This window comes from Pseudanabaena sp. PCC 7367 (assembly GCF_000317065.1).
GTDB classification, from domain to species: Bacteria; Cyanobacteriota; Cyanobacteriia; order Pseudanabaenales; family Pseudanabaenaceae; genus Thalassoporum; species Thalassoporum mexicanum.
Genome location: NC_019701.1, coordinates 1,368,025 through 1,388,269, shown reverse-complemented (window position 1 = coordinate 1,388,269; position 20,245 = coordinate 1,368,025). Strand labels below are relative to the sequence as shown.

The following is a 20,245-nucleotide window of genomic DNA, read 5'->3' as shown; positions in this document are numbered from 1 at the left end:
ATTAACTTGAATCAACTTGCCAAAAAATCTATGACCTAACCTGCCCAGCCCAAGCGCTTTATGCGTTCCGGCCGCCCTTGCCCCGCTTCGAGCCTTTGCGACGACGGCGGACAATCAGGGCATCGCTAGCCTTACGCTTCTTGCGAGTTTTATACCCAAGGGTTGGCTTGCCCCAGGGGGTAACTGGGCCACTGCGACCGATCGGCGCGCGACCTTCACCACCACCGTGGGGGTGATCGCATGGGTTCATCACCGAACCACGTACCTTTGGACGGCGAGCTTTCCAACGATTCCGGCCAGCTTTACCAGCACTCTGGTTGGCATGTTCAGAATTACCAATTTGGCCGATCGTGGCGTAGCATTCTCGTCTAATTAAGCGCACTTCAGAGGAAGGTAGCTTGAGGGTAACAAAGTCACCTTCTTTGGCGGCAATTTGCGCACCACACCCAGCCGATCGCACAATTTGCCCACCCTTGCCGGGGGTCAGTTCCACGTTGTGTACCATCGTACCCAGCGGAATCCGATAGAGTGGCAAGGAGTTACCAACTTCAAATGGTGCATCTTCACCGGCCTGCACAAAGTCATCAACCTTAAGATTGCGAGGTGCCAGGATATAACGCTTTTCGCCATCTTTGTAGAACAACAGCGCAATGCGGGCATTCCGGTTGGGATCATATTCGATCGCTGCTACCCGCGCCGGAATATTTCGCTTATCTCGCTTGAAGTCAATCACCCGATATAGTCGCTTGTGGCCACCACCGCGTCTGCGGCTGGTAATCACACCACGATTATTCCGACCCTTCTTGCGATGGGATCGCTTGGTTAGGGACTTCTCCGGAGTTGCTTTGGTAACATCGGCAAAATCAGAAGTTGTTAACTGTCTGGTGCCGGCGGAATATGGTTTGTATGAACGAACGCCCATAATCTTTACTTTGCTTGTGTGTGCTAGGTTTCGGCTGTTGTGCGCAGAATTAAATCCAGGATTAAATCAATTACTAAATAATTAATTACTAATTTAAAACTGCTAACTACTGCTAACTTAAGTGGATGCGATCTATACGTCGGGGAACAAATCAATCTCGTCTTCGGCGGCCAGGGTCACGATCGCACGTTTATAGTGGGGGCGCTTGCCGGCAAACCTACCAACGCGGCGGGCGGGAGCAGGGGGATTATGGGTATTAACCTTAATCACTTTCACATCAAACAAACTTTCGATCGCAGCTTTGATTTCTGGCTTGGTCGCCTTGGGATCAACATCAAAGGTATATTTGTTCAGCTCCAACATGCGGGTGGCCTTTTCATTGATCAATGGTCGCTTGATCAAATCGGGCAGACGACGCTGGTCAAATTCAGTTGGGATTTTTGCCATGATCTATTTTTCCTCCACGGTAGCTGCCAATTCAGTGCGATCGCCACCATAAACAGCCTTAATCTTTTCCAGGGCAGGTGCGGTAACGACAATCTTGTCTGCCATCACAATGTTATAGACGCTGAGCTGATCGGCAACGGTTAGCTTTAGCTTTGGCATATTTCGAGCTGAAAGATAAACCATTTCCTGCCTTTGATCGATAATTAATAGAGTTTTTTGGCCAGGTTCTACACCCCATCGTTCTAGAGCCTTAGCCAACTCAGCAGTTTTTGGCTGAGGTAGATTGCCAATAAAATCTTCAACCACTACCATATCCTCAAGCCGACTTTGAAACGCAGTTCTTAGCGCCAAGCGTCTTTCTTTGCGGTTCATATTGAGGTTGTAATCTTTCGGTTTGGGGCCAAAGATCACACCACCACCACTCCACAGTGGCGATCGGCTAGAACCAGCTCTGGCTCGACCAGTACCCTTCTGCCGCCAAGGTTTACGCCCACCACCACGCACTTCGGCACGGGTTTTGGTGCTGGCATTACCCTGTCTGGCATTATTAAGCTGTCTGACCACAGCGCGGTGCACCAAGTCTGCGGCGGTGGATTCCTTAGCGACTTTGAGCTGCAACTCAACTTCCCCAACCTGATTTCCGGTCCAATCAATTACTGTCGGCATAATCTCTAAAACTTCCTTCGTCTAAGCTAGTTGATGGCTTATTTTTTGCCACCCACAATGTTGGCAGGGGTGATATTGAGGAGCGCTCCGGGTTTGCCGGGTACTGATCCCCTCACCAGCAAAATGTTCTTTTCGCTATCGACCTGAAACACAGTCAGCTTTCTGATCGTAACTTTGACACCGCCAAGGCGACCTGCCATTTTCTTACCTGGATAAACCCGGCCAGGAGTAGTACCTGCACCAGTTGAACCAGGTTGGCGGTGGTTCTTGGAACCATGCGACATTGGCCCACGGCGAAAATTGTGTCGTTTTTGGTAACCGGAAAAACCTTTACCAACACTGACCCCAGAAACATCAATTAGATCGCCATCATTAAAAATGGAAACATCTATTTCCTGACCCAAATCGTAAGTGCCAGTATCATCAACCCGATATTCATGCAAATGCTTGACCGGAGAAGTTTGCGATTTGGCTAAGTGCCCCAATTCGGGCTTGGTCAACAGCTTTTCGCGGGTATTACCAAAGCCAACTTGAATGGCGTTATAGCCTTCCTTGACTTCCGTTTTGATTTGGGTGATTTTACATGGGCCGGCTTGTACTACGGTGACGGGAACAACGTTGCCTTCGTCATCGAAGACTTGGGTAATTCCCAATTTGGTGCCAAGGATTCCAACAGACATGGTGATTCTGTCCTCTTCTATCTTAAGATTAAGCTCTACGGTGAAGCCGCTAGAGGGTTAGCTTATGTATTTGGTTAAGCGATCGCGGTTCTTACGGAAATGTAGATTTTTAGAAACTAAAAGCCTGTTCAGGTAGCTGATTGCTATCCTTTGTGACAAGACTTACAAAGTCTTTACCTTGCAGTTTCCGTTTTGTGTCACGGCTAACTAGTGTAGCGCACCTTTAATGTCTTTGTCTATAAATTTTTTAATTCCCTTAAAACCAATGCACCCAATGGCGATCGAAATTCCTGCAAAGCTCTCCTAGCAATAGTTTGGCCAAATATGCGACCTTAGCTCAAAAAGCTTAGTAGCTACACAATCAATAATTTGTGGCGATCGATCGCCGACCTATTTATTAATTCCGAATCTATATAATTGACTCTATTAATTACTGGCTGATAGATACTCAATCCATATATATACTCATTTACCTAGCCGCAAAGTCATGCTTCAATCGGGCGATCGCTCCTAACACTATGGGGCACTATGGGGATAACTAGCTCGGTAAGATAGATTAACCCTGGGCTTGGCAGGCCGTTAGATGTTAGATGCTGACAATAAATGCTGGCAAATGCTGATCAATTAGCTGATCAATTAAAAGCCAAGAGGTTTAAAAAGCCTAATCTCAAGCATTGATTGCCCTAGCTATACCTAAATTTAGTACCAGACCAATTCAGATATGATGGCTTGTAATCGATTCTTAGCAAAGCCTGACTAGGTCACGCCCGTCACAATTCCATCGCTGATCAGTAAATCCATGTCCAAGCCAGTCGAGCTTAGTTGTCTTTAAATGTATAACCCTGAGATTCCCCAGTTGCTAGATGACTTGAAGCAAGATGATGAAGCGGTGCGCGATCGAGCCACTCGCAGGCTCTGGCAGATCTGGTTTGGTCAAAAAGGTGAGCATGGCCGGGAACAACTGCAACGGGCAGATACCCTGATGTCGTTTAGTCATATATTAGCGGCAGAAGAATTATTGAATGATTTAATCGAAACTCATCCCGATTTTGCCGAAGCCTGGAATCGCCGCGCCATCCTTTATTACACCGAAGGCAAATATGAAAAGGCGATCGCCGATTGTCAAAAGGTAGTCGAGCTGGCTCCCTATCATTTTGGTGCTTGGCATGGGTTGGGGTTGTGCTTGGCGGAGATGGGTGAATATGGTGAGGCTAGTCAAGCATTCCGACGGGCGATCGCCATTCAACCCCATGCCTTGATCAATCAAAGGTTGATGTTGGAATGTATGGCAAGGTTGACTCCTTAATACTTTGAATGCTTTAAGTACAATGCAAAGCTTAATTATCGATCGACCTGAAGTAGATAGTTCAAGCGATTGATTGCCTTAAAATCCGATACTCTGCACTCTGCTAATTAATCTATAGTTGATTGGATCGATTTTTTGAATCCATCAAGCACTCACTAACTTTGAGCATTGTTCCTGGGGATCAAACTCCAGACGGATCGCCTGATTTACCCCTTCCTTGATCGCTTCAATGTGAGAAATAATCAAAACCTGTTCAAACTGTTGCTCCAGGCTGTGCAGCAAACCAATTACATTTTCACGTCGGCCTTGATCAAGCGAGCCAAACACCTCATCCAGGATTAAAAGCGAAAAAGGCTGGCCACTGCGTTCCGTAATCATCTGCGAGATCGCTAACCTTAGGCACAGGTTAACAATATCCTCCTCACCACCAGAAATGACCGGTTTGGGATCGCCATGATCCAGCACCAGGATGTTGTATTTGGGATCAATTTCGATCGCGTCATACCTGCCGTCGGTCAACTGGGTTAGGAAAATGCTGGCACTTTCCGCTAATTGGGGGCGAATTTGCTCAGTTAGGTATTGGCGTAGCTCCGTAAAGGCACTGTCCAATTCATCTAAGAGGATCAATTCCTGCTTGGCCTTTTGATATTCAGCATCGCGGCGATGAAACTCTACTTCTTGCTGTTGAGCTAGCTCCAGCATTTTTTGAGTATTCTCTACTTTCGCCTTGGCCTCGATCTGGGCAATTCTGGCCGCCTCAAGTTCCTGGCTAGCGGTGGCGATCGCTTGTTTAACCTGGGCATAGGCCGCCGGATCGAACTTTAGAAGCTGGATTTGGTCATTTAATTCAGCGATCGCGGTTTCAACTTGCGCCTTTTCCTGGGTTAATTCACTTAACTGGGCATTGATGTCTTGTAGTTGCTGTGGGGCATTGGCCAACCGCAAAAACTCTTCCCGCTGTGGTTCAAGCTGCTGTAATTGTTGCTCTAGTTGAGTATGGGTTTGGGCATCAAAACCCGATGGGATCGCCGCGATCTGGGCAGTGACATTGGTAACCTCGGCTTGCTTTTCATCCTGTGCTTTTTGCCACAGTTGCCGCTTGGCCAGATCTGCAGTCAGTTGTTGTTCGAGCCGTTGCTCATTTTGATAGTCCTGTTTTAGCTGTAACTGTTGTTGTTGCGATTGCTGCAAAGATGGTGGTGGGGCATCGATCGCGCTTAACTGTTGCTGCCATTCTTTAATGTGTGATTCCAAATGGACAACCTGGCTGGCAAAATTACCCACCACGGTGTCATATTCCGCTTGCAAGGGACGCTCGCAGGTGGGGCAGATGCCATCATGTCCAGCTTGTACAATCACATTTTTTTGCTTAGTTATATTGCGCAGATTTTTCTGTTCACTGGTGATCTGGGCGCGGAGGTTGGCCTGTTGCTCCTGCCAGCTTCTGGTCTGGGTTCTAATTTCAGCCTCGGTCGTTTCCAGCTCTTGCTGAAAATGGGCGATCGCTTGTTTCGTCTTAGCTAAGCGCGATTCAACCTGATCCAGCCGATCGAGGTTTTGCTTGAGTTCCGTAATCTCCGCCCGTAGTTTGGGCAAGCGCACACTTAGATCATTACGCCGAGTAGCCGCCTGCTTGAGTTCACTCAGATGGTTATGTTGAGCCTTGATCTGATCATAATTTTGTAAAGCCTGGGAGAGTCGATCATATTTGCCTACGGCCTCACGGCGGCGGACTTGCTCCTGGCCGAGGCGATCGATCTGCTGAGTTAATTTAGTCAGGGCTGCGGTTTTAATTTGCTGTTGCTTATCTAGCTCAACATGGCGATCGCGTTTTTGTTCTAGCTCGGTTAGCTGTGGCTCCAGGGCTTGCTTTTGCTCCAGGGCAGACATCAAAACCACAGTTACCGCCTCGGAGCTAGATTGGGCAGCTTCCAACTCGGTTTGCTGAAATGTAATTTGGGCTTTGATTTTGTCTAGATCGCCCCGACTCCCTTCCAGCCGATCGACCTGGCGTTGTTGATTGCGGCGATCGCTGCGAATTGAACCCGCTTTACCAGCCTCGCCCTGGGCAGCGGTAATTTTTTCATAGCCGAGCATTTTGGCAATAAACCGTTCTCGCTCGGTTGCCCCTTTGATCGAGCCCAAGAAGCTAAGATCCTTTTGGCCAGTGAAATAGCTATTAAAAAATTCGGTGTGGCTCATGCCGATGATTTCGGTTAGCTTTTCGGCTACGGCCTTGTTTGAGTTAGCGATCGTGCGACCATCCTGCTGCAAGTCAACTGTGCCACGCGAACTGGATTGGCTGCGTTTGATTTGATAGTGGCGATCGCCAAACGCAAACTTCAACATTACGCTCGCGGCTGACTTACCTGGGGCTTGCCGCCAGATCAAAGAGTCTACATCACCCCTGGCCACCCCCTTTTGATTGCCATACAACACCCAGGCGATCGCTTCGAGGATTGTGCTTTTGCCGGAACCATTTTCACCCAAAATGCCAGTTAGCCCTGACGGGAACTGGATCTCAGTTGATTTGTGCTGGCGAAAGTTGGTTAGCTCTAAACCAATCAAGCGCATAAAACTTTACCTCGGCAACGGTTTTCCCTACCTAATCCAGGCGGTGATGTCCGCCCCTGAACGATTGGCAACCAATTCAAGAGTTGTGTAGAATTGTATATACGGCATTGAGAAAGGTTAAAGGATGTGGTCATAACCATCAGAGAGGGCTTATTTTGTCTATCATAGTTATGATTCATCTATCCAGGGGTATGTTTAATACATATTTCGATCGAGCCGGTTAATTAATTTAATTAGTTAAGTTGGTGCGATCGCCCTGATTAATCTCATTCATACCTAATTCATTCTCACTCATTCATATCTAATTCATCTTTGCTCATTCATATCTTACATCCATTTCAATTCATTCCCTTATTCAGCCAGTAACTAAGTAGTAAAAATAAGTAGTAAAACTGAGTAGTAACTAGGTCGGCTCTAATTCAGAATCAAATTGATGAACTAGAACCTTAACTTAAAACATACTTATCAACTACATAGTCGATGGTGTCCAACTGAACTTAAATTGAAAAGGCATAATCTGTTAATCAAGTTAAATTAAGTAAGTTTAGGCTTCCATATAATTCGCACTTAATACTTAATTAGCTCTAATCAGCTTTAATCAGCCTTAACTTGGTGATTATGGGCAACTCATTTGATTGAGGACTAACTCAATTCATTTGTGCCTTTAATTACCCTTGAGCTAACCTGAATGCCTTTAAATACTTGCAGTTGCACCACACCAATTACAAATTTGATCTTGAGCATTTAGTTATTAGTTAATTGATTGTGTCTCCAAATCATATATTTATTGTTAACACGTCATTGTTAAAGATTGAATAAATAGCTTTGAGGGACATTTAAATATAGATAACTGAATCTAGTAGATCAAAGGCGTAATCTAAACGTAATCAAAGCGGAGCCCCGCAATCGTTATGCTTGATGCACTCATCGTTATTACATTCATTCTCGCTGGTGCAGGCACCGGATTCCACGGAATCGACCTGTTGCCAATTGAATTGATCGAAAAGATCAACACCCCAGGTCTGCACTGGGTTTGTCTTGGCTTTGGCTCCTTCTTTGGCCTGATTATGGGGCTGCTGGTGCAAAATGCCTATCGCCGCCTGGAGGTAAAGGTACGATCGCTGTCGCTGGAAATCCTGCTCAGTCGTGCCGTTGGCCTGGTGGTTGGTCTATTGGTGGCCAACTTAATGCTAGCGCCATTATTCTTGGTGCCGATCGCCGAAGATTTTGCCTTCTTCAAGCCCTTGGCCGCGATCCTGGTTAGTATTTTGTTTGCCTACACTGGCATGACCCTGATGGATACCCACGGTCGCGCCATGATGCGATTGATTAATCCTAATAATATGGAGAGTTCTTTGATCGCTGAGGGCACTCTCAAACCAGCCGCCACCAAGGTAGTTGATACCAGTTGTGTAATTGATGGCCGGATTGAGTCATTGATGCAAACGGGTTTCCTGGAAGGACAGTTTTTGATCCCCCAATTTGTGATTCAAGAACTACAAACGATCGCCGATAGTTCCAACGATCAAAAACGGATTCGCGGTCGTCGGGGTCTGGATATTCTCAACGACATGCGCGAAGAATTTGGCGATCGAATTGTGATCCATTCTGCCGACTACGATGACCTGAGTACGGTCGATGCTAAGCTGGTGCGATTGGCGCAAGAAATAGATGGCACCCTGGTCACCAATGACTACAATCTCAACAAAGTAGCCAGTTTGCAGCAAATTGAAGTGCTGAATATTAATGACCTGGCTCAAGCACTCCGCCCCACCTATTTACCTGGTGATACTTTGAACATCAAGGTGCTCAAGGAAGGCAAAGAACCGGCTCAAGGGGTTGGCTATCTCAGCGATGGCACGATGGTGGTAGTGGAAGAAGGGATGCAACATATGGGTAAACAGCTTGGTGTAGTTGTTACCAGTGCCCTCCAAACTTCAGCGGGTCGGATGATTTTTGCTCGCCCTGAGGCGATCGCCACGGTTTGAGATGTTTTTTGATTAGGGGTAAGTACAAAAAGTACAAAAATAAGTACAACATATTAAGCAGATAGTTCACAGGACTGGCGTATGCACACCTCTCCCCGACAGATGGTTTCGGGCAAGCTGGATTGGGGCTGGACTCAAGCGATCGGCATAATTTCCGTAACTGCCATGCTCACTGGCTTATTGCTAGTAATGGGCGTGGCATTTCCATTATGGCAGTCAAAAAATAGTGCCTTAATCATGGCTACGTTGGCGATCGGGTTTGGCGCAATTATCAGCTCTGGTTCGATCGCTAAGGTTCTGGTGGCCGACTGTCGTCAAAATTTACCCGCCAGCTTTTCGCCCCAGCTATTGATCGTGACCGCGATATTATGGCTAGGGTTGCTCACGATGTTGGCTTTGGATGTGGCACAAATTTACTTAGAAAGCTTCTGGGCGATCGTGGGGTTTGGCTTGATTGGCATTGCAATCAGACTGGCTCCTAGTCGCGCCAATTTAATCCTGGAACAGGAAAAAGCTGCTGCCCAACACCTCAGCATTATTACTTACTCCGATCAAAGCGTGGTGATCAGCCCCACCAGCCCAGTGCAGCAACCGCGCCAATTCAGTCGATTAATGTCGCTTATCCTCAGCTTGGTGATTCTGACTACGGCAGACTTCCCTGGTAGTAATGTGGCGGTGATCGTAACGGCCTTTTTCGGGTTGGCTGGTTTATATACTTGGCAGGTACAGTTATATCCTGATGTCAAGTTGCTCCGTTTTAGCTTTAGTGGTATTTGGGGCTTTGCCTCCAGCTACACGATCAACATGCATAATATTTCTCGTTTGGAAATCATTAAGCTGCGTGAGGGGGAACTCCATTGGCTCCAGTTGGCTGGATATAACCGTGAAGTGACCCTGCCCTGGACAATTATGACCCAACCAACCGCTAGTCAAGAGGAAAGCGAATTAAACCAAACCCTCTTGGATACTCTGCACCTGGCACGCCATGATACCAACCGTGATATTTTGGGGCTGGCCAGCATCTGGATTCCCCAGAGCGCAGGGATGTTTGCGGGATTAGTTTTGCTGTCGGTTGGTTTGATCTCCCAGCTTTTTTTGCCCCGGCCAGAAAATGCCCAGTTAGAAACATTGGTCATTCTGGCTGCAAGTTGTATGCTCAGCCCAGCGATCGCCAGATATGGTTTGACCTGGATTGCTCCAAGTATGCCTAAACCAGACCCGGTTAGCAGCGCCATTCCGTTTAAAAGTTGGGAGGTGGGGGCCGCAATGGTCGCCACGATCGCCGCGCTGTCGAGCCAAAGGGATAGCCTTTTGGCTTTGGCCATAACCTGGCTCTGTTTTGGCGTAGGTGTATGTCTATTTACCTTGGTGAGGCGATCGCCAATTAATCATCAGACTTAGACTTAGATTTAGATTTTACCGATCAAATTGAACGTAATACCGAATCCTGCTGAATAACCTCATTTAACATTTAAAATGCTTGTAATCGTTACGACCATTACGTTGCATCTGTAAGCGATCCAAAGGATTTGATATAACCACATATAAACGAGAACTACCCATCAACCAAATGCTGATAGGTAGTTGTCAAGGAATTATGAAGCTACAAAACCTACAAAACTTATGTAATACAAAACTAGGTAATTGAGTAGCCTAATCTAAATAGCCCATTAGTGCTGAAACGCCAGTGGACTTATTCGGAAACATGGGGCGATTGTTGGGCAGGCCACTATTTTGCTTAGACAAAACGATCGAGCTAGCAAAGACTGGGCGACCACCGGGCAATCCATCAGCAGTTCTATAGTGGTGGGTGCTGGCGAACACAGGGCGGCTTTCGCCGAAAGTTTCGCGGATTTCGTGCTTTCCGGCAATGATTGGTCGATTTCTTCCGTACAATTCTTTCACATCCAAATGAGCAGCTACTATAGGGCGATTGTTTGGTAAAGGAGCCATCTCATATACTATTTCACTGCTCTTGGCTGCACCCTTTACCGTTAATGCAGCATTGCCATTAGCCGACTTAGCCGTGCTGGCACTTTTTTCCTTTGTAGAATTCTGGTTCTCGTCAGTTTTGCTAACGCTCATATTCCTTTGCCTCTTTCTGCTTATCCAACTTTGTTAAGCGAATGAATTACCTGCTTTGACACATGGTAATTTAATAATTAATAAATTGTAAATAATATACTGATTTTACTCTCTCTATGATACCAGAGTAAATCAATCCTTTGCGGATAATAGCGGATAATATTTGAATCTAAAAATTTTAATTTATTTGGTATGCGGTGCAATTATTAATATAACTAACCATCAGCTAGGCATCTCGATCGCTACAAGCTAATCCTGTCAATACCTAAGCAAGTTAAGCTTCAAACTTTAATTCCTTGCGCTTAGAGATTAAGTTTTTGTAAAAGTTAATTATATTAGTTTGGCTAATATAGTCACAGTAACCAGGCCACTAGTATCCTATCAGCAAGCCGTTGCCAATTTGAACACAATAGTTAATGGATCAGTTAAGTAAGACTTAACAATGATTAGTTTTATTAATGGCTGTTTACAATTCCCCTTTATATTTCTGGGGTTCGCAGAATTAGAATTAATCGGATATCGGCTGACCTGGCTATTGATCGCATGATCGCAGTGGCAACTGTGATTGTCCCTCTGACTTAGATGCCGCTGGCAATTTATGCGGGTGCGGGGAAAGATCTGCCTATTCCAGGGCTGGCGGTAGAGGCGCAATGTGCTACCTGTAATGCTAAGCGACAATAATTGAATTTAGGCTAACTGGAGCTTGATTAAATTACCCAAATGATTAGTCCAGTGCTGAGCTAGATCCATGCATTCTGCTTCAACCATCACCCTCACCACAGGTTCAGTACCAGAAGCACGCACCAGCACCCGCCCCCGATCGCCCAGGTTGTTGGTCGCATGATCGATCGCCTGCATGATTGGATCGCAGGTTTGCCAATTAGTGCGACGCTCTTTGTCAACCACCCGCACATTGTGGAGTAACTGCGGATAAGTAGAAAAACTTTGTTGTAATAACTCTGTCAAAGGTGCTTTTTGTTTGACGATCGCGGCCAGGTGCAAAGCAGTTAGCAATCCATCACCACTAACCCCATAGTGACGGCACAGCACATGCCCCGATTGTTCGCCACCCAGCATCGAACCAGATTTGACCATTTCCGCATGGACGTGGCGATCGCCCACCGGCGTGCGCACCAAGTTACCGCCCAGCTTTTGCCAAGCCCTTTCAAAACCCAGGTTTGCCATCACCGTAGTCACGATCGTGGCATCGGGCAACCTGGCTCCCTCCAGCAACTCCTGTCCCCACAGATACAAAATATAATCGCCATCAACTACCGTACCATTGGCATCTACGGCCAAGGCGCGATCGGCATCACCGTCAAAGGCAAAGCCAATATCAGCATTATTTTCACGCACCGATTGTTGTAAGGCATCAAGATGGGTGGAGCCACAGTTAACATTAATCCGCTTGCCGTCTGCCTGCTGATGCAAACTAATTACTTCTGCGCCGCAGCGGCGAAAGACCGATGGAGCCACGCTGGTTGCCGCACCCCAGGCCAAATCCAACACTATTTTTAAGTTGGCTAGATCTGTGCGAATTGAGCTGACCAGAGAGTCTTGATAGGCATTGATTAATTGCGATCGAGAGCCAAAACTACCCCAATCATGGCGATCGGCATTTTGTAAATGAGCATGACTAGCCTGGGTATTTTGGCCAGCAGCGATTAGCGCCTCGATTTGATCCTGAAGCTGAGCACTAATTTTGCAGCCATCCGCCCCAAAAACTTTAATCCCATTGTCACAGGGGGGATTGTGGCTAGCAGATACCATGATTCCGGCGATCGCTTCCGGCATCTGGGCAGTTAGATAGGCCACCGCTGGAGTCGGGCACAGGCCAATTAACGAAACATCCAATCCTGCGGCAGTCAGTCCCGCTGCCAGAGCGGCTGAAAGCATATCACTGGAAACCCGCGAGTCCTGGCCAATAAAGACCGTGGTGGCATTGGGATGCAATTTACTACCGGTTTCCCGTAAAACCAAACCAGTACAAAAACCCACTTGCAGCGCCAGATCTGCGGTCAAAAAATCACCCACATGACCGCGAATGCCATCAGTGCCAAATAATTTCATTTAACTCACCCTCACACCGATGTGAATAACTGCGTGCTACGCATAATACATGCATACATATACAAATGAATGCCGCAAAAAACAATAGTTCCAGATTAGTCGATCGCTCTAGGGCTCAATCTCCGCAAGGTTTGCTAGCTTGGATACCCTCAAATTTCAAAAGATGCTTATAACTTTAACCAGCGCCAAAATCATAGCCTTCTTGCGATATATATCAAGAATCTGGCGATCGTGACTGGATAATCCATACCCATTACTAAAATTTTTTGATGCTTTTAGCCTCTTCCCGTAGATAGACTATTGGCAAAGATTAAAGGTTGCGATGGTTTTAGCATTAATCAGTGAAGTAATCAGTTTGAGAACTTATCAAGATCAGCGCAAATTATGCCTCTCAGCCGATCGCCGCAGTGAGCTTAAATTACTTTACGCAGCTTTTTGTTTAGAATGAGCATACGATCGATCGTCCAACCCAAAACTTCTCGCAATCTACAAACTCCAAGAGTGGCAATCGATCGAGCCCAGGAACTAATACAAACTATGGTCGCTATTCCCACCCAATCCATTAGCAAGAATAAGCTGAAGCCCTCTATTCGCACCGCGATCGAGCAATTGCAATCGCAACTGGTGCAATGGCGGCGCGGGTTTCACATGTGGCCAGAGCTTGGCTTCAAAGAGCAACGCACTTCAACTACGATCGCCCAAAAGCTCTCAGCATGGGGTATTCCCCACCAAACCAATATTGCCCAGACTGGGATTGTGGCCACGATCGCCAGTAGTAAATCAACCGCCGGGCCAGTGCTAGCAATTCGCGCTGATATGGATGCGTTGCCCGTGCAAGAAGAAAATATTGTGGCCTATCGATCGCAAATTGATGGCTTGATGCATGCTTGCGGCCATGATGGCCATACGGCGATCGCCCTGGGGACGGCCTATTACCTGTGGCAGCATCGTGACTGCTTTGTCGGTACAGTGAAAATAATCTTTCAACCCGCCGAAGAATCGCCCGGTGGCGCAAAACCAATGATCGAAGCCGGGGTGCTAGAAAATCCAAACGTTGATGCGATTATTGGTCTGCACCTGTGGAATAACTTACCCCTGGGGGCGGTGGGGGTGCGCGGTGGGGCATTGATGGCAGCCAGCGAAAAGTTTCATTGCCTGATTCAGGGGCGAGGTGGCCACGGTGCAATGCCAGAACAAACCGTTGACTCGATTCTGGTTGCGGCGCACATAGTTACAGCCTTGCAAACGATCGTAGCCCGTAATACCAGCCCGATCGAATCGGCGGTGGTGACTGTGGGGATGCTCCATGCTGGCACTGCCATGAATGTGATTGCGGATACGGCGAAATTTGCGGGTACGGTGCGCTACTTTCAACCGGCGATCGGTGAAATGATTCCTAAACGGATGGAGCAAATTATTGCTGGCATCTGTCAGGCGCACGGGGCGAGCTTTGAATTTGACTATCAACGCATCTATCCAGCGGTGATTAATAACCCGGAAATTGCTGATCTGGTGCGATCGGTGGCAGAAGCGGTGGTGCCAACTGAACTTGGTAATGTACCCGATTGCCAGACTATGGGCGGTGAAGACATGTCATTTTTCCTGAATGCAGTACCCGGTTGCTACTTTTTCCTCGGTTCTGCCAATCCAGCTAAGGATTTAGCCTATCCGCACCATCATCCCAAGTTTAATTTTGATGAAACGGCACTGGGCATGGGGGTAGAAATTTTTGTGCGTTGTGTGGAGCAATTTTGTAGGTAGCTCAAATATCTGATATAGCAGTATATAGCAGCCATAAAAATAATTGGTAGTGCTGAACAAGTAAGGATCTAGGAGATAGTTGAATATCCATAACCCAAATAAACTAAGCTCCGAATTTTAAATCGATTGCCAATTATCCTTACTACTGCATGACTACCAAATAATTAGAACGCAATTGATAATTGATCTTTGTAAGCATCTTTAAGCTAACTACATCTGTAATCTGTCTTAAATCTGCCTAAAATCTGTCCTAACGCAGTCTTCGATTGCTCTAACGCTCTAACAGCGCTAATGAGATTAGTTAGTTATGCAGCGGCTCTATTGCCCTAACTATCTAAAGACGATCGTTCGATCGCTATTTAACTTCCGTTGAGCTAGTCTCTTGTTCCAGTTCTTGCATTGGCTTCTGGAAGATCATAATGTGTTGGCTGGGCAACGACTCATCTGTTTCTAGCCAACTGAGGCCGACCGCTGCCATTTCTTGCTTGGCTTGACGTTGGGTCATTTTATGCAAGGTTTTGATCGCAATAAACGGATTTTCGCGGCGATATTCCACCAGAACTACTCTGCCGCCTGATTTGAGCGCTTTAACGATCCCCTGCATCATTTCATGGGGGTAGGCAAATTCATGGTAGGCATCCACCATCAACGCTAGATCGATGCTTTGGCTGGGAAGATGGGGATCTTGGGGATCGCTCAGCACCGTTTCCACATTATCGATCGCATTCTCGGTTTTCAAAAATCGCAAAATATCGATCATTTCTGGCTGGATATCAACGGCATACACCTTGCCCTGAGTGAGCTGCTGACTGAGCCGAAAGCTAAAATAGCCCGTCCCCGCGCCAATATCTGCCACCACGTCAGTAGGTTTGAGGTGCAATGCGGCGATCACTGCGTCTGGATCTTCCTGCCACTGCCGACTGGGGCGCTCTAACCAAACCGCTTCAGTGTGTCCCATCACCTTAGCGATCTCCCGACCAAGGTAAAACTTACCGATCCCATCTGGGCTATGGAGCGCGTGTTTAGTATAAAAATCCTGCTTTGGTTCTATCTGGCTGGCAACTTCAGGGTCATAGACTGGCAGTTGGGCGATCGTTGCTTCGGCTTGAGTTGGTTTGGGGTTTGCACCGATCACCAAATTCAATTTTGGCACTGAGAATGCTAAACGATCGCCTCGACTTTCATTTTTGCTCCAAGTAATATCTACCGCAGCAGGGTAAGCCCATTCAGCCATTGCCGGAGCAGCTAAGGACACAAACAAGCCAATTGTAATCATGCCCAAAATAATACTCAAACATCCAGCCGCGATCGCTAGTTTAATTGATTTATTTGAATTTATGATTCTTGTGTCGGTATTCTTATGCAATTTTTGGCCTCAATAGCTTAAATATTTGGTAATTATGTTTTAGATATGCTTAAATACATGCATCTTTTTGTAGTAACTCGATCGCACTATCAGCATTTGTCTGAAGGCATCTAGGGCTTGATTGCCAGAATGTATGCCAGGGTAAACTAATTTTGTATCTTAGGTTAAATCCCATCTAGACATAAGGTTAAGTATGATGATTGCTGCAGTTGCCTACGTTTTTATCTCCGTTTTATTAATCGCAGCAGCAATGTTGCTATTTTTAAAAGCATTGCAGATGTTCCGCATGCCTGCACCATTTGCGAAGCGATCGCTTAAGCCAAGGGTTGGTGTTGCTACTCGTCAGGTTGATCTGGCTAATGATCGCCAGGAGATCGTCGAAATGCTAGAGCGCCAGTTCCATAGCAGCCCCTCTACTGATCTTTGAATTCCCTCATATCTTTGGTTGCCATTTTGTGGTTCTATCGAATTAAGTAGGGCGATTTAGATAAGGCGATCGATTTTGTCTCTTAAAGGTTCTAGCTCTATTTAAGGCGAATTTAAGATTAAGTAAATAAAAAGACCGTGATATTGTTCCCTGAACGGTATTGGGTTGAATCTATTTGATTTAATGACTTGATGTTGAATAAATCAACTAATTCTATTTATTTTTCTATTTATTTCGTAGGCCGACTGATAAATTTATAGTTATTGTGATGCATTTTATCAATGCAATGGCTATGAAGCATGAAATAAGCAAGATTAGCGATCGTAGCTGTTAACCGATTGGCCAACTATTTGTTTTTATTTATGATTGTTCGGTCAATATATATAGGCTAAGCATTCTGGTTTAAGCATATCCCATCCGCAAATCCAATCCCATCCCAATAATGTGTTGTGACCATGAGATCGTGGCTTTCTCTTCCATATCCAAATTCTGAAGACGATTTTGTCGCCCGCCGCAAGCAAATTCGGCAGAAACGGCGATTGAAGTTTTTTCAGCATATGTGGCAAATTGTATTTATTAGTAGTGCCACTACTGGTTTGGTTTGGTTGGCTTCCCTGCCCGATCTAAAGCTAGATAACTCCAGTCAAATTGATATTGAAGGTAACAAGCTGTTAACGCGGGAAACTTTGCAGGATATGGTGCCAGTTAGTTATCCACAGCACATCTTTTGGGTCAAGCCCCATGAAATTGCTGAACAGTTGGAAAAGACTGCTCCGGTCAAAAGTGTGGAAGTGCAACGTACTCTTTTTCCTTCTAAGCTAACCGTGATTGTGGAAGAGCGGGAACCAGTTGCCAGAGCCCTGCAATTTAACGAAGAGGGCTTATTAGATGAAAATGGTGCCTGGATGCCCCTGCATAGCTACCCCAGTTCGATCGATCAGCCCCAATTAACTATTCTGGGCTTTGATCAACAGGTGGCTGAGGTTTGGGCTGAAGCCTATGACCACATCAGCAACAGCCCGGTCAAAATCACTCAGGTGGACTGGCGGGATAAGTCTAACTTGATTTTGATCACCGAGTTGGGAACAGTGCATTGTGGTATCTATAAACCTAATAAGTTGGCGCGCCAATTAAAGACCCTCGATCGATTGCGTAAACTCGATCGCGTTCTTGACCCCGAAAGCTTTCTCTATCTGGATTTGAGCGACCCTAATAGCCCAGTCCTGGAGATGTTAGACTCGGCTAAAGTTGATTTGTCGGCAATAGAGTTATAGACTTGCAATTTAGTAGCTGATTAATCTAGCCAGTTTAATTGGTGATTGAGGCAAATCTAGTCAAACTAGAGCCAACGAAAATCCTATAACATGCTAAAAATTCTGACTGAGTTTGATTTAACATGTAATCTTGTATAACTGGCAATGTTTTATACTTCTACTTTGCAGTTTTAATGACACCTGAGAATAATTGGTCAGAGCTAGAGTCCGATAGCTCTGGGGACAACGCACTATCGGGCATCCCAATGGCTAACGAAGCCTATGAACACATACCCCATGCTGAACTAAATTTAGGCAATTCCCTTAATCATAAGCATAGCAATAAACAGCAACCAGGAGTTGACGGAAAATTGGATGAAATCACGCCGGGTAGTATGGCAAAGATAAAAGTCATTGGCGTAGGTGGTGCTGGTGGCAATGCCGTTAACCGAATGATTGCCAGTGAGGTATCTGGTGTTGAGTTTTGGTCTGTCAACACTGATGCGCAGGCTTTGATTCAGTCCTCGGCATCACAACGGTTTCAATTGGGGCAAAAGTTAACTCGTGGCCTGGGAGCAGGCGGCAATCCAGCGATCGGCCAAAAAGCTGCCGAAGAGTCGCGGGATGATATTGCGGCGGCGATCGAAGGGGCTGATTTAGTATTTATTACCGCTGGGATGGGTGGTGGTACTGGTACTGGTGCTGCCCCAATCATTGCTGAAGTGGCCAAGGAAACCGGCGCACTGACGATCGGCGTAGTTACCAGACCCTTCACCTTCGAGGGCAGGCGACGCACCCAGCAATCGGAAGACGGGGTGGAATCCCTACAAAGCCGCGTAGACACCCTGATTATTATTCCCAACGACAAGTTACTTTCAGTGATTTCCGAGCAAACCCCAGTCCAAGAGGCCTTTAGGGTTGCTGATGATGTGTTGCGCCAGGGCGTACAGGGTATCTCTGATATTATTACTATTCCTGGGTTGGTGAATGTAGACTTTGCGGATATTCGGGCGGTAATGGCCGATGCTGGTTCAGCCCTGATGGGGATCGGCACGGGTTCCGGTAAATCGCGCGCCCGTGAAGCTGCCATGACCGCGATCTCATCGCCACTGCTGGAGGCTTCGATCGAGGGTGCCAATGGCGTGGTCTTCAATATCACTGGCGGTAGTGACCTGACTTTGCATGAAGTAAATGCCGCGGCCGAAACCATCTATGAGGTGGTCGATCCCAATGCCAATATTATTTTCGGGGCGGTGATTGATGACAGCATGGAAGGCGAAATTCGGATCACCGTGATCGCCACTGGTTTTTCCCAAAAGCCAAATGTTGCACCAACGCCTAAAATCAAAAAGCAAGTACCAGTCAAGTCGCCGATTGTGCCAAATACCCCTGCGCCTAGTCCCACCGCTGCCGATCCCAGGATCAGCAAGCCAGGTCTGGACATTCCCGACTTTTTGCAACGCAGACGACCCAAAAGGTAGATCTTTGGTTGTTAGTTGTTAACATAGCCAGATCAAAAATCCGATTGCTGGTAAGAACAAACAGCCCATCCCCACATTCGATCGACTGGGTTGGTGAGGATTTACTCACATGTGGCGATACCTTAACATTTTGGGGATTCGATCATTGAACCCCAAAAGGAATGCTACGATGCCAACAGTGGGTTTTTTTTAGCTGTGATTACTCATACCAAAATTTCCCGTGAGGCTTCAAGGTTAGCACGCTTGTCTTCCAGTGGCGAAGATCGGCTGCGTTTATTTGCTGGATCTGCGAATTTGCCCCTGGCTCAGGAGGTGGCAAATTATTTAGGCATTGAACTGGGCCCAATGGTCAGAAAAACCTTTGCCGATGGTGAGGTTTATATCCAGGTACAAGAGTCGATCAGAGGTTGTGATGTTTATTTGCTCCAACCAACCTGTAGACCAGTCAATGATAATTTGACCGAACTGTTAATTATGATCGATGCCTGCCGTCGAGCATCCGCGCGGCAAATTACGGCGGTGTTGCCCTATTATGGCTATGCCCGTGCCGATCGCAAAACAGCCGGGCGAGAATCGATTACGGCCAAGCTAGTCGCCAATTTGATTGTGCAATCGGGAGCCGATCGGGTGATTGCAATGGATTTGCATTCTGCCCAGATCCAGGGCTATTTTGATATCCCCTGCGATCATGTCTATGGCTCGCCGGTATTGATTAACTATATTTTAGATAAACAACTGGAAGACATCGTGGTGGTGTCGCCGGATGTGGGGGGGGTGGCCAGAGCCAGAGCATTTGCGAAAAAGCTGGATGATGCGCCGATCGCCATTATTGATAAGCGTCGCCAGGCTCATAATGTGGCTGAAGTGTTTAATGTGGTGGGCGAAGTGGAAGGTAAAAACGCGGTGCTGGTGGACGACATGATCGATACTGCTGGAACCATTACGGCGGCAGCCAAATTGCTGCGTCAGGAAGGAGCCAAGCAAGTATATGTTTGTGCGATCCATCCGGTGTTTTCACCACCAGCGATCGAACGGCTTTCTCAGGCAGGCTTTGAGGAGATCATTGTCACTAATACAATCCCAGTCCCCAAGGATAACCATTTCCCGCAACTGACTCAGTTGTCGGTGGCCAATTTGATCGGTGAGACGATCTGGCGGGTGCATGAGGATTCCTCGGTGAGCAGTATGTTTCGCTAGTCGCTCTGGCTTGGATTAAAGA

Annotated in this window: 16 protein-coding genes; 8 read left to right on the top strand and 8 right to left on the bottom strand. The window is 46.7% G+C overall.

The genetic code is table 11. The features are described 5' to 3' along the window. Nucleotides 1-58: 58 nt before the first annotated feature. The 4 genes from rplB to rplC form a co-directional block, all read right to left on the bottom strand. Nucleotides 59-922 (bottom strand): 50S ribosomal protein L2, encoded by an 864-nt coding sequence (gene rplB, locus PSE7367_RS05330; protein ID WP_015164352.1) that lies wholly within the window; start codon nucleotides 920-922, stop codon nucleotides 59-61. 132 nt (nucleotides 923-1,054) lie between these two features. Further along, nucleotides 1,055-1,369 (bottom strand): 50S ribosomal protein L23, encoded by a 315-nt coding sequence (locus PSE7367_RS05325; RefSeq protein ID WP_015164351.1) that lies wholly within the window; start codon nucleotides 1,367-1,369, stop codon nucleotides 1,055-1,057. A 3-nt stretch (nucleotides 1,370-1,372) separates the two neighbouring features. After that, the gene (gene rplD, locus PSE7367_RS05320) at nucleotides 1,373-2,035 is read right to left on the bottom strand and encodes a 50S ribosomal protein L4 (protein ID WP_015164350.1); all 663 of its coding nucleotides are present in this window, start codon (nucleotides 2,033-2,035) and stop codon (nucleotides 1,373-1,375) included. A 38-nt stretch (nucleotides 2,036-2,073) separates the two neighbouring features. Beyond that, nucleotides 2,074-2,715: a 50S ribosomal protein L3 gene (rplC, locus tag PSE7367_RS05315; RefSeq protein ID WP_015164349.1), complete on the bottom strand. Its 642-nt coding sequence runs from the start codon at nucleotides 2,713-2,715 to the stop codon at nucleotides 2,074-2,076. Between the two features lie 832 nt (nucleotides 2,716-3,547). Here rplC and PSE7367_RS05310 point away from each other — a divergent pair. After that, nucleotides 3,548-4,021, top strand: coding sequence for a tetratricopeptide repeat protein (locus tag PSE7367_RS05310; protein WP_015164348.1), 474 nt, complete (start codon nucleotides 3,548-3,550; stop codon nucleotides 4,019-4,021). Between the two features lie 144 nt (nucleotides 4,022-4,165). Here the strand turns inward: PSE7367_RS05310 and PSE7367_RS05305 are convergent, their stop codons facing one another. After that, on the bottom strand, nucleotides 4,166-6,595 hold the full coding sequence (locus PSE7367_RS05305; RefSeq protein ID WP_015164347.1) for an AAA family ATPase: 2,430 nt from the start codon (nucleotides 6,593-6,595) through the stop codon (nucleotides 4,166-4,168). Between the two features lie 911 nt (nucleotides 6,596-7,506). Between PSE7367_RS05305 and PSE7367_RS05300 the strand changes: the two genes are divergently transcribed. Together PSE7367_RS05300 and PSE7367_RS05295 are read left to right on the top strand one after the other, a co-directional pair. Further along, nucleotides 7,507-8,583, top strand: a complete 1,077-nt coding sequence (locus PSE7367_RS05300; RefSeq protein WP_015164345.1) for a PIN/TRAM domain-containing protein — start codon at nucleotides 7,507-7,509, stop codon at nucleotides 8,581-8,583. Between the two features lie 81 nt (nucleotides 8,584-8,664). Beyond that, nucleotides 8,665-9,984, top strand: a complete 1,320-nt coding sequence (locus PSE7367_RS05295) for a hypothetical protein (protein ID WP_015164344.1) — start codon at nucleotides 8,665-8,667, stop codon at nucleotides 9,982-9,984. A gap of 252 nt (nucleotides 9,985-10,236) precedes the next feature. On the opposite strand, the gene PSE7367_RS05290 is transcribed toward PSE7367_RS05295, so the two are convergent. After that, nucleotides 10,237-10,668, bottom strand: a complete 432-nt coding sequence (locus PSE7367_RS05290; protein WP_015164343.1) for a hypothetical protein — start codon at nucleotides 10,666-10,668, stop codon at nucleotides 10,237-10,239. A gap of 687 nt (nucleotides 10,669-11,355) precedes the next feature. Beyond that, nucleotides 11,356-12,738, bottom strand: a complete 1,383-nt coding sequence (gene glmM / locus PSE7367_RS05285) for a phosphoglucosamine mutase (RefSeq protein ID WP_015164342.1) — start codon at nucleotides 12,736-12,738, stop codon at nucleotides 11,356-11,358. A 537-nt stretch (nucleotides 12,739-13,275) separates the two neighbouring features. Between glmM and PSE7367_RS05280 the strand changes: the two genes are divergently transcribed. Continuing rightward, a complete protein-coding gene (locus tag PSE7367_RS05280; RefSeq protein ID WP_051038078.1) occupies nucleotides 13,276-14,499 on the top strand; it encodes a M20 metallopeptidase family protein in 1,224 nt (407 codons plus the stop codon). Nucleotides 14,500-14,854: 355 nt separating this feature from the next. Here PSE7367_RS05280 and PSE7367_RS05275 read toward each other — a convergent pair whose 3' ends face one another. Continuing rightward, a complete protein-coding gene (locus PSE7367_RS05275; RefSeq protein WP_413773411.1) occupies nucleotides 14,855-15,583 on the bottom strand; it encodes a class I SAM-dependent methyltransferase in 729 nt (242 codons plus the stop codon). Nucleotides 15,584-16,058: 475 nt separating this feature from the next. On the opposite strand from PSE7367_RS05275, the gene PSE7367_RS05270 reads away from it, so the two are divergent. The 4 genes from PSE7367_RS05270 (at nucleotide 16,059) to PSE7367_RS05255 (ending at nucleotide 20,223) form a co-directional block, all read left to right on the top strand. Further along, nucleotides 16,059-16,292, top strand: a complete 234-nt coding sequence (locus tag PSE7367_RS05270; RefSeq protein WP_015164339.1) for a hypothetical protein — start codon at nucleotides 16,059-16,061, stop codon at nucleotides 16,290-16,292. 455 nt (nucleotides 16,293-16,747) lie between these two features. Beyond that, nucleotides 16,748-17,566 carry a cell division protein FtsQ/DivIB gene (locus PSE7367_RS05265; RefSeq protein WP_015164338.1) on the top strand — a complete coding sequence of 273 codons (819 nt, stop codon included), beginning with the start codon at nucleotides 16,748-16,750 and terminating at the stop codon, nucleotides 17,564-17,566. Nucleotides 17,567-17,739: 173 nt separating this feature from the next. Beyond that, on the top strand, nucleotides 17,740-19,026 hold the full coding sequence (gene ftsZ, locus PSE7367_RS05260; RefSeq protein WP_015164337.1) for a cell division protein FtsZ: 1,287 nt from the start codon (nucleotides 17,740-17,742) through the stop codon (nucleotides 19,024-19,026). Nucleotides 19,027-19,239: 213 nt separating this feature from the next. Next, nucleotides 19,240-20,223 carry a ribose-phosphate pyrophosphokinase gene (locus tag PSE7367_RS05255; protein WP_041699107.1) on the top strand — a complete coding sequence of 328 codons (984 nt, stop codon included), beginning with the start codon at nucleotides 19,240-19,242 and terminating at the stop codon, nucleotides 20,221-20,223. Nucleotides 20,224-20,245 lie beyond the last annotated feature (22 nt).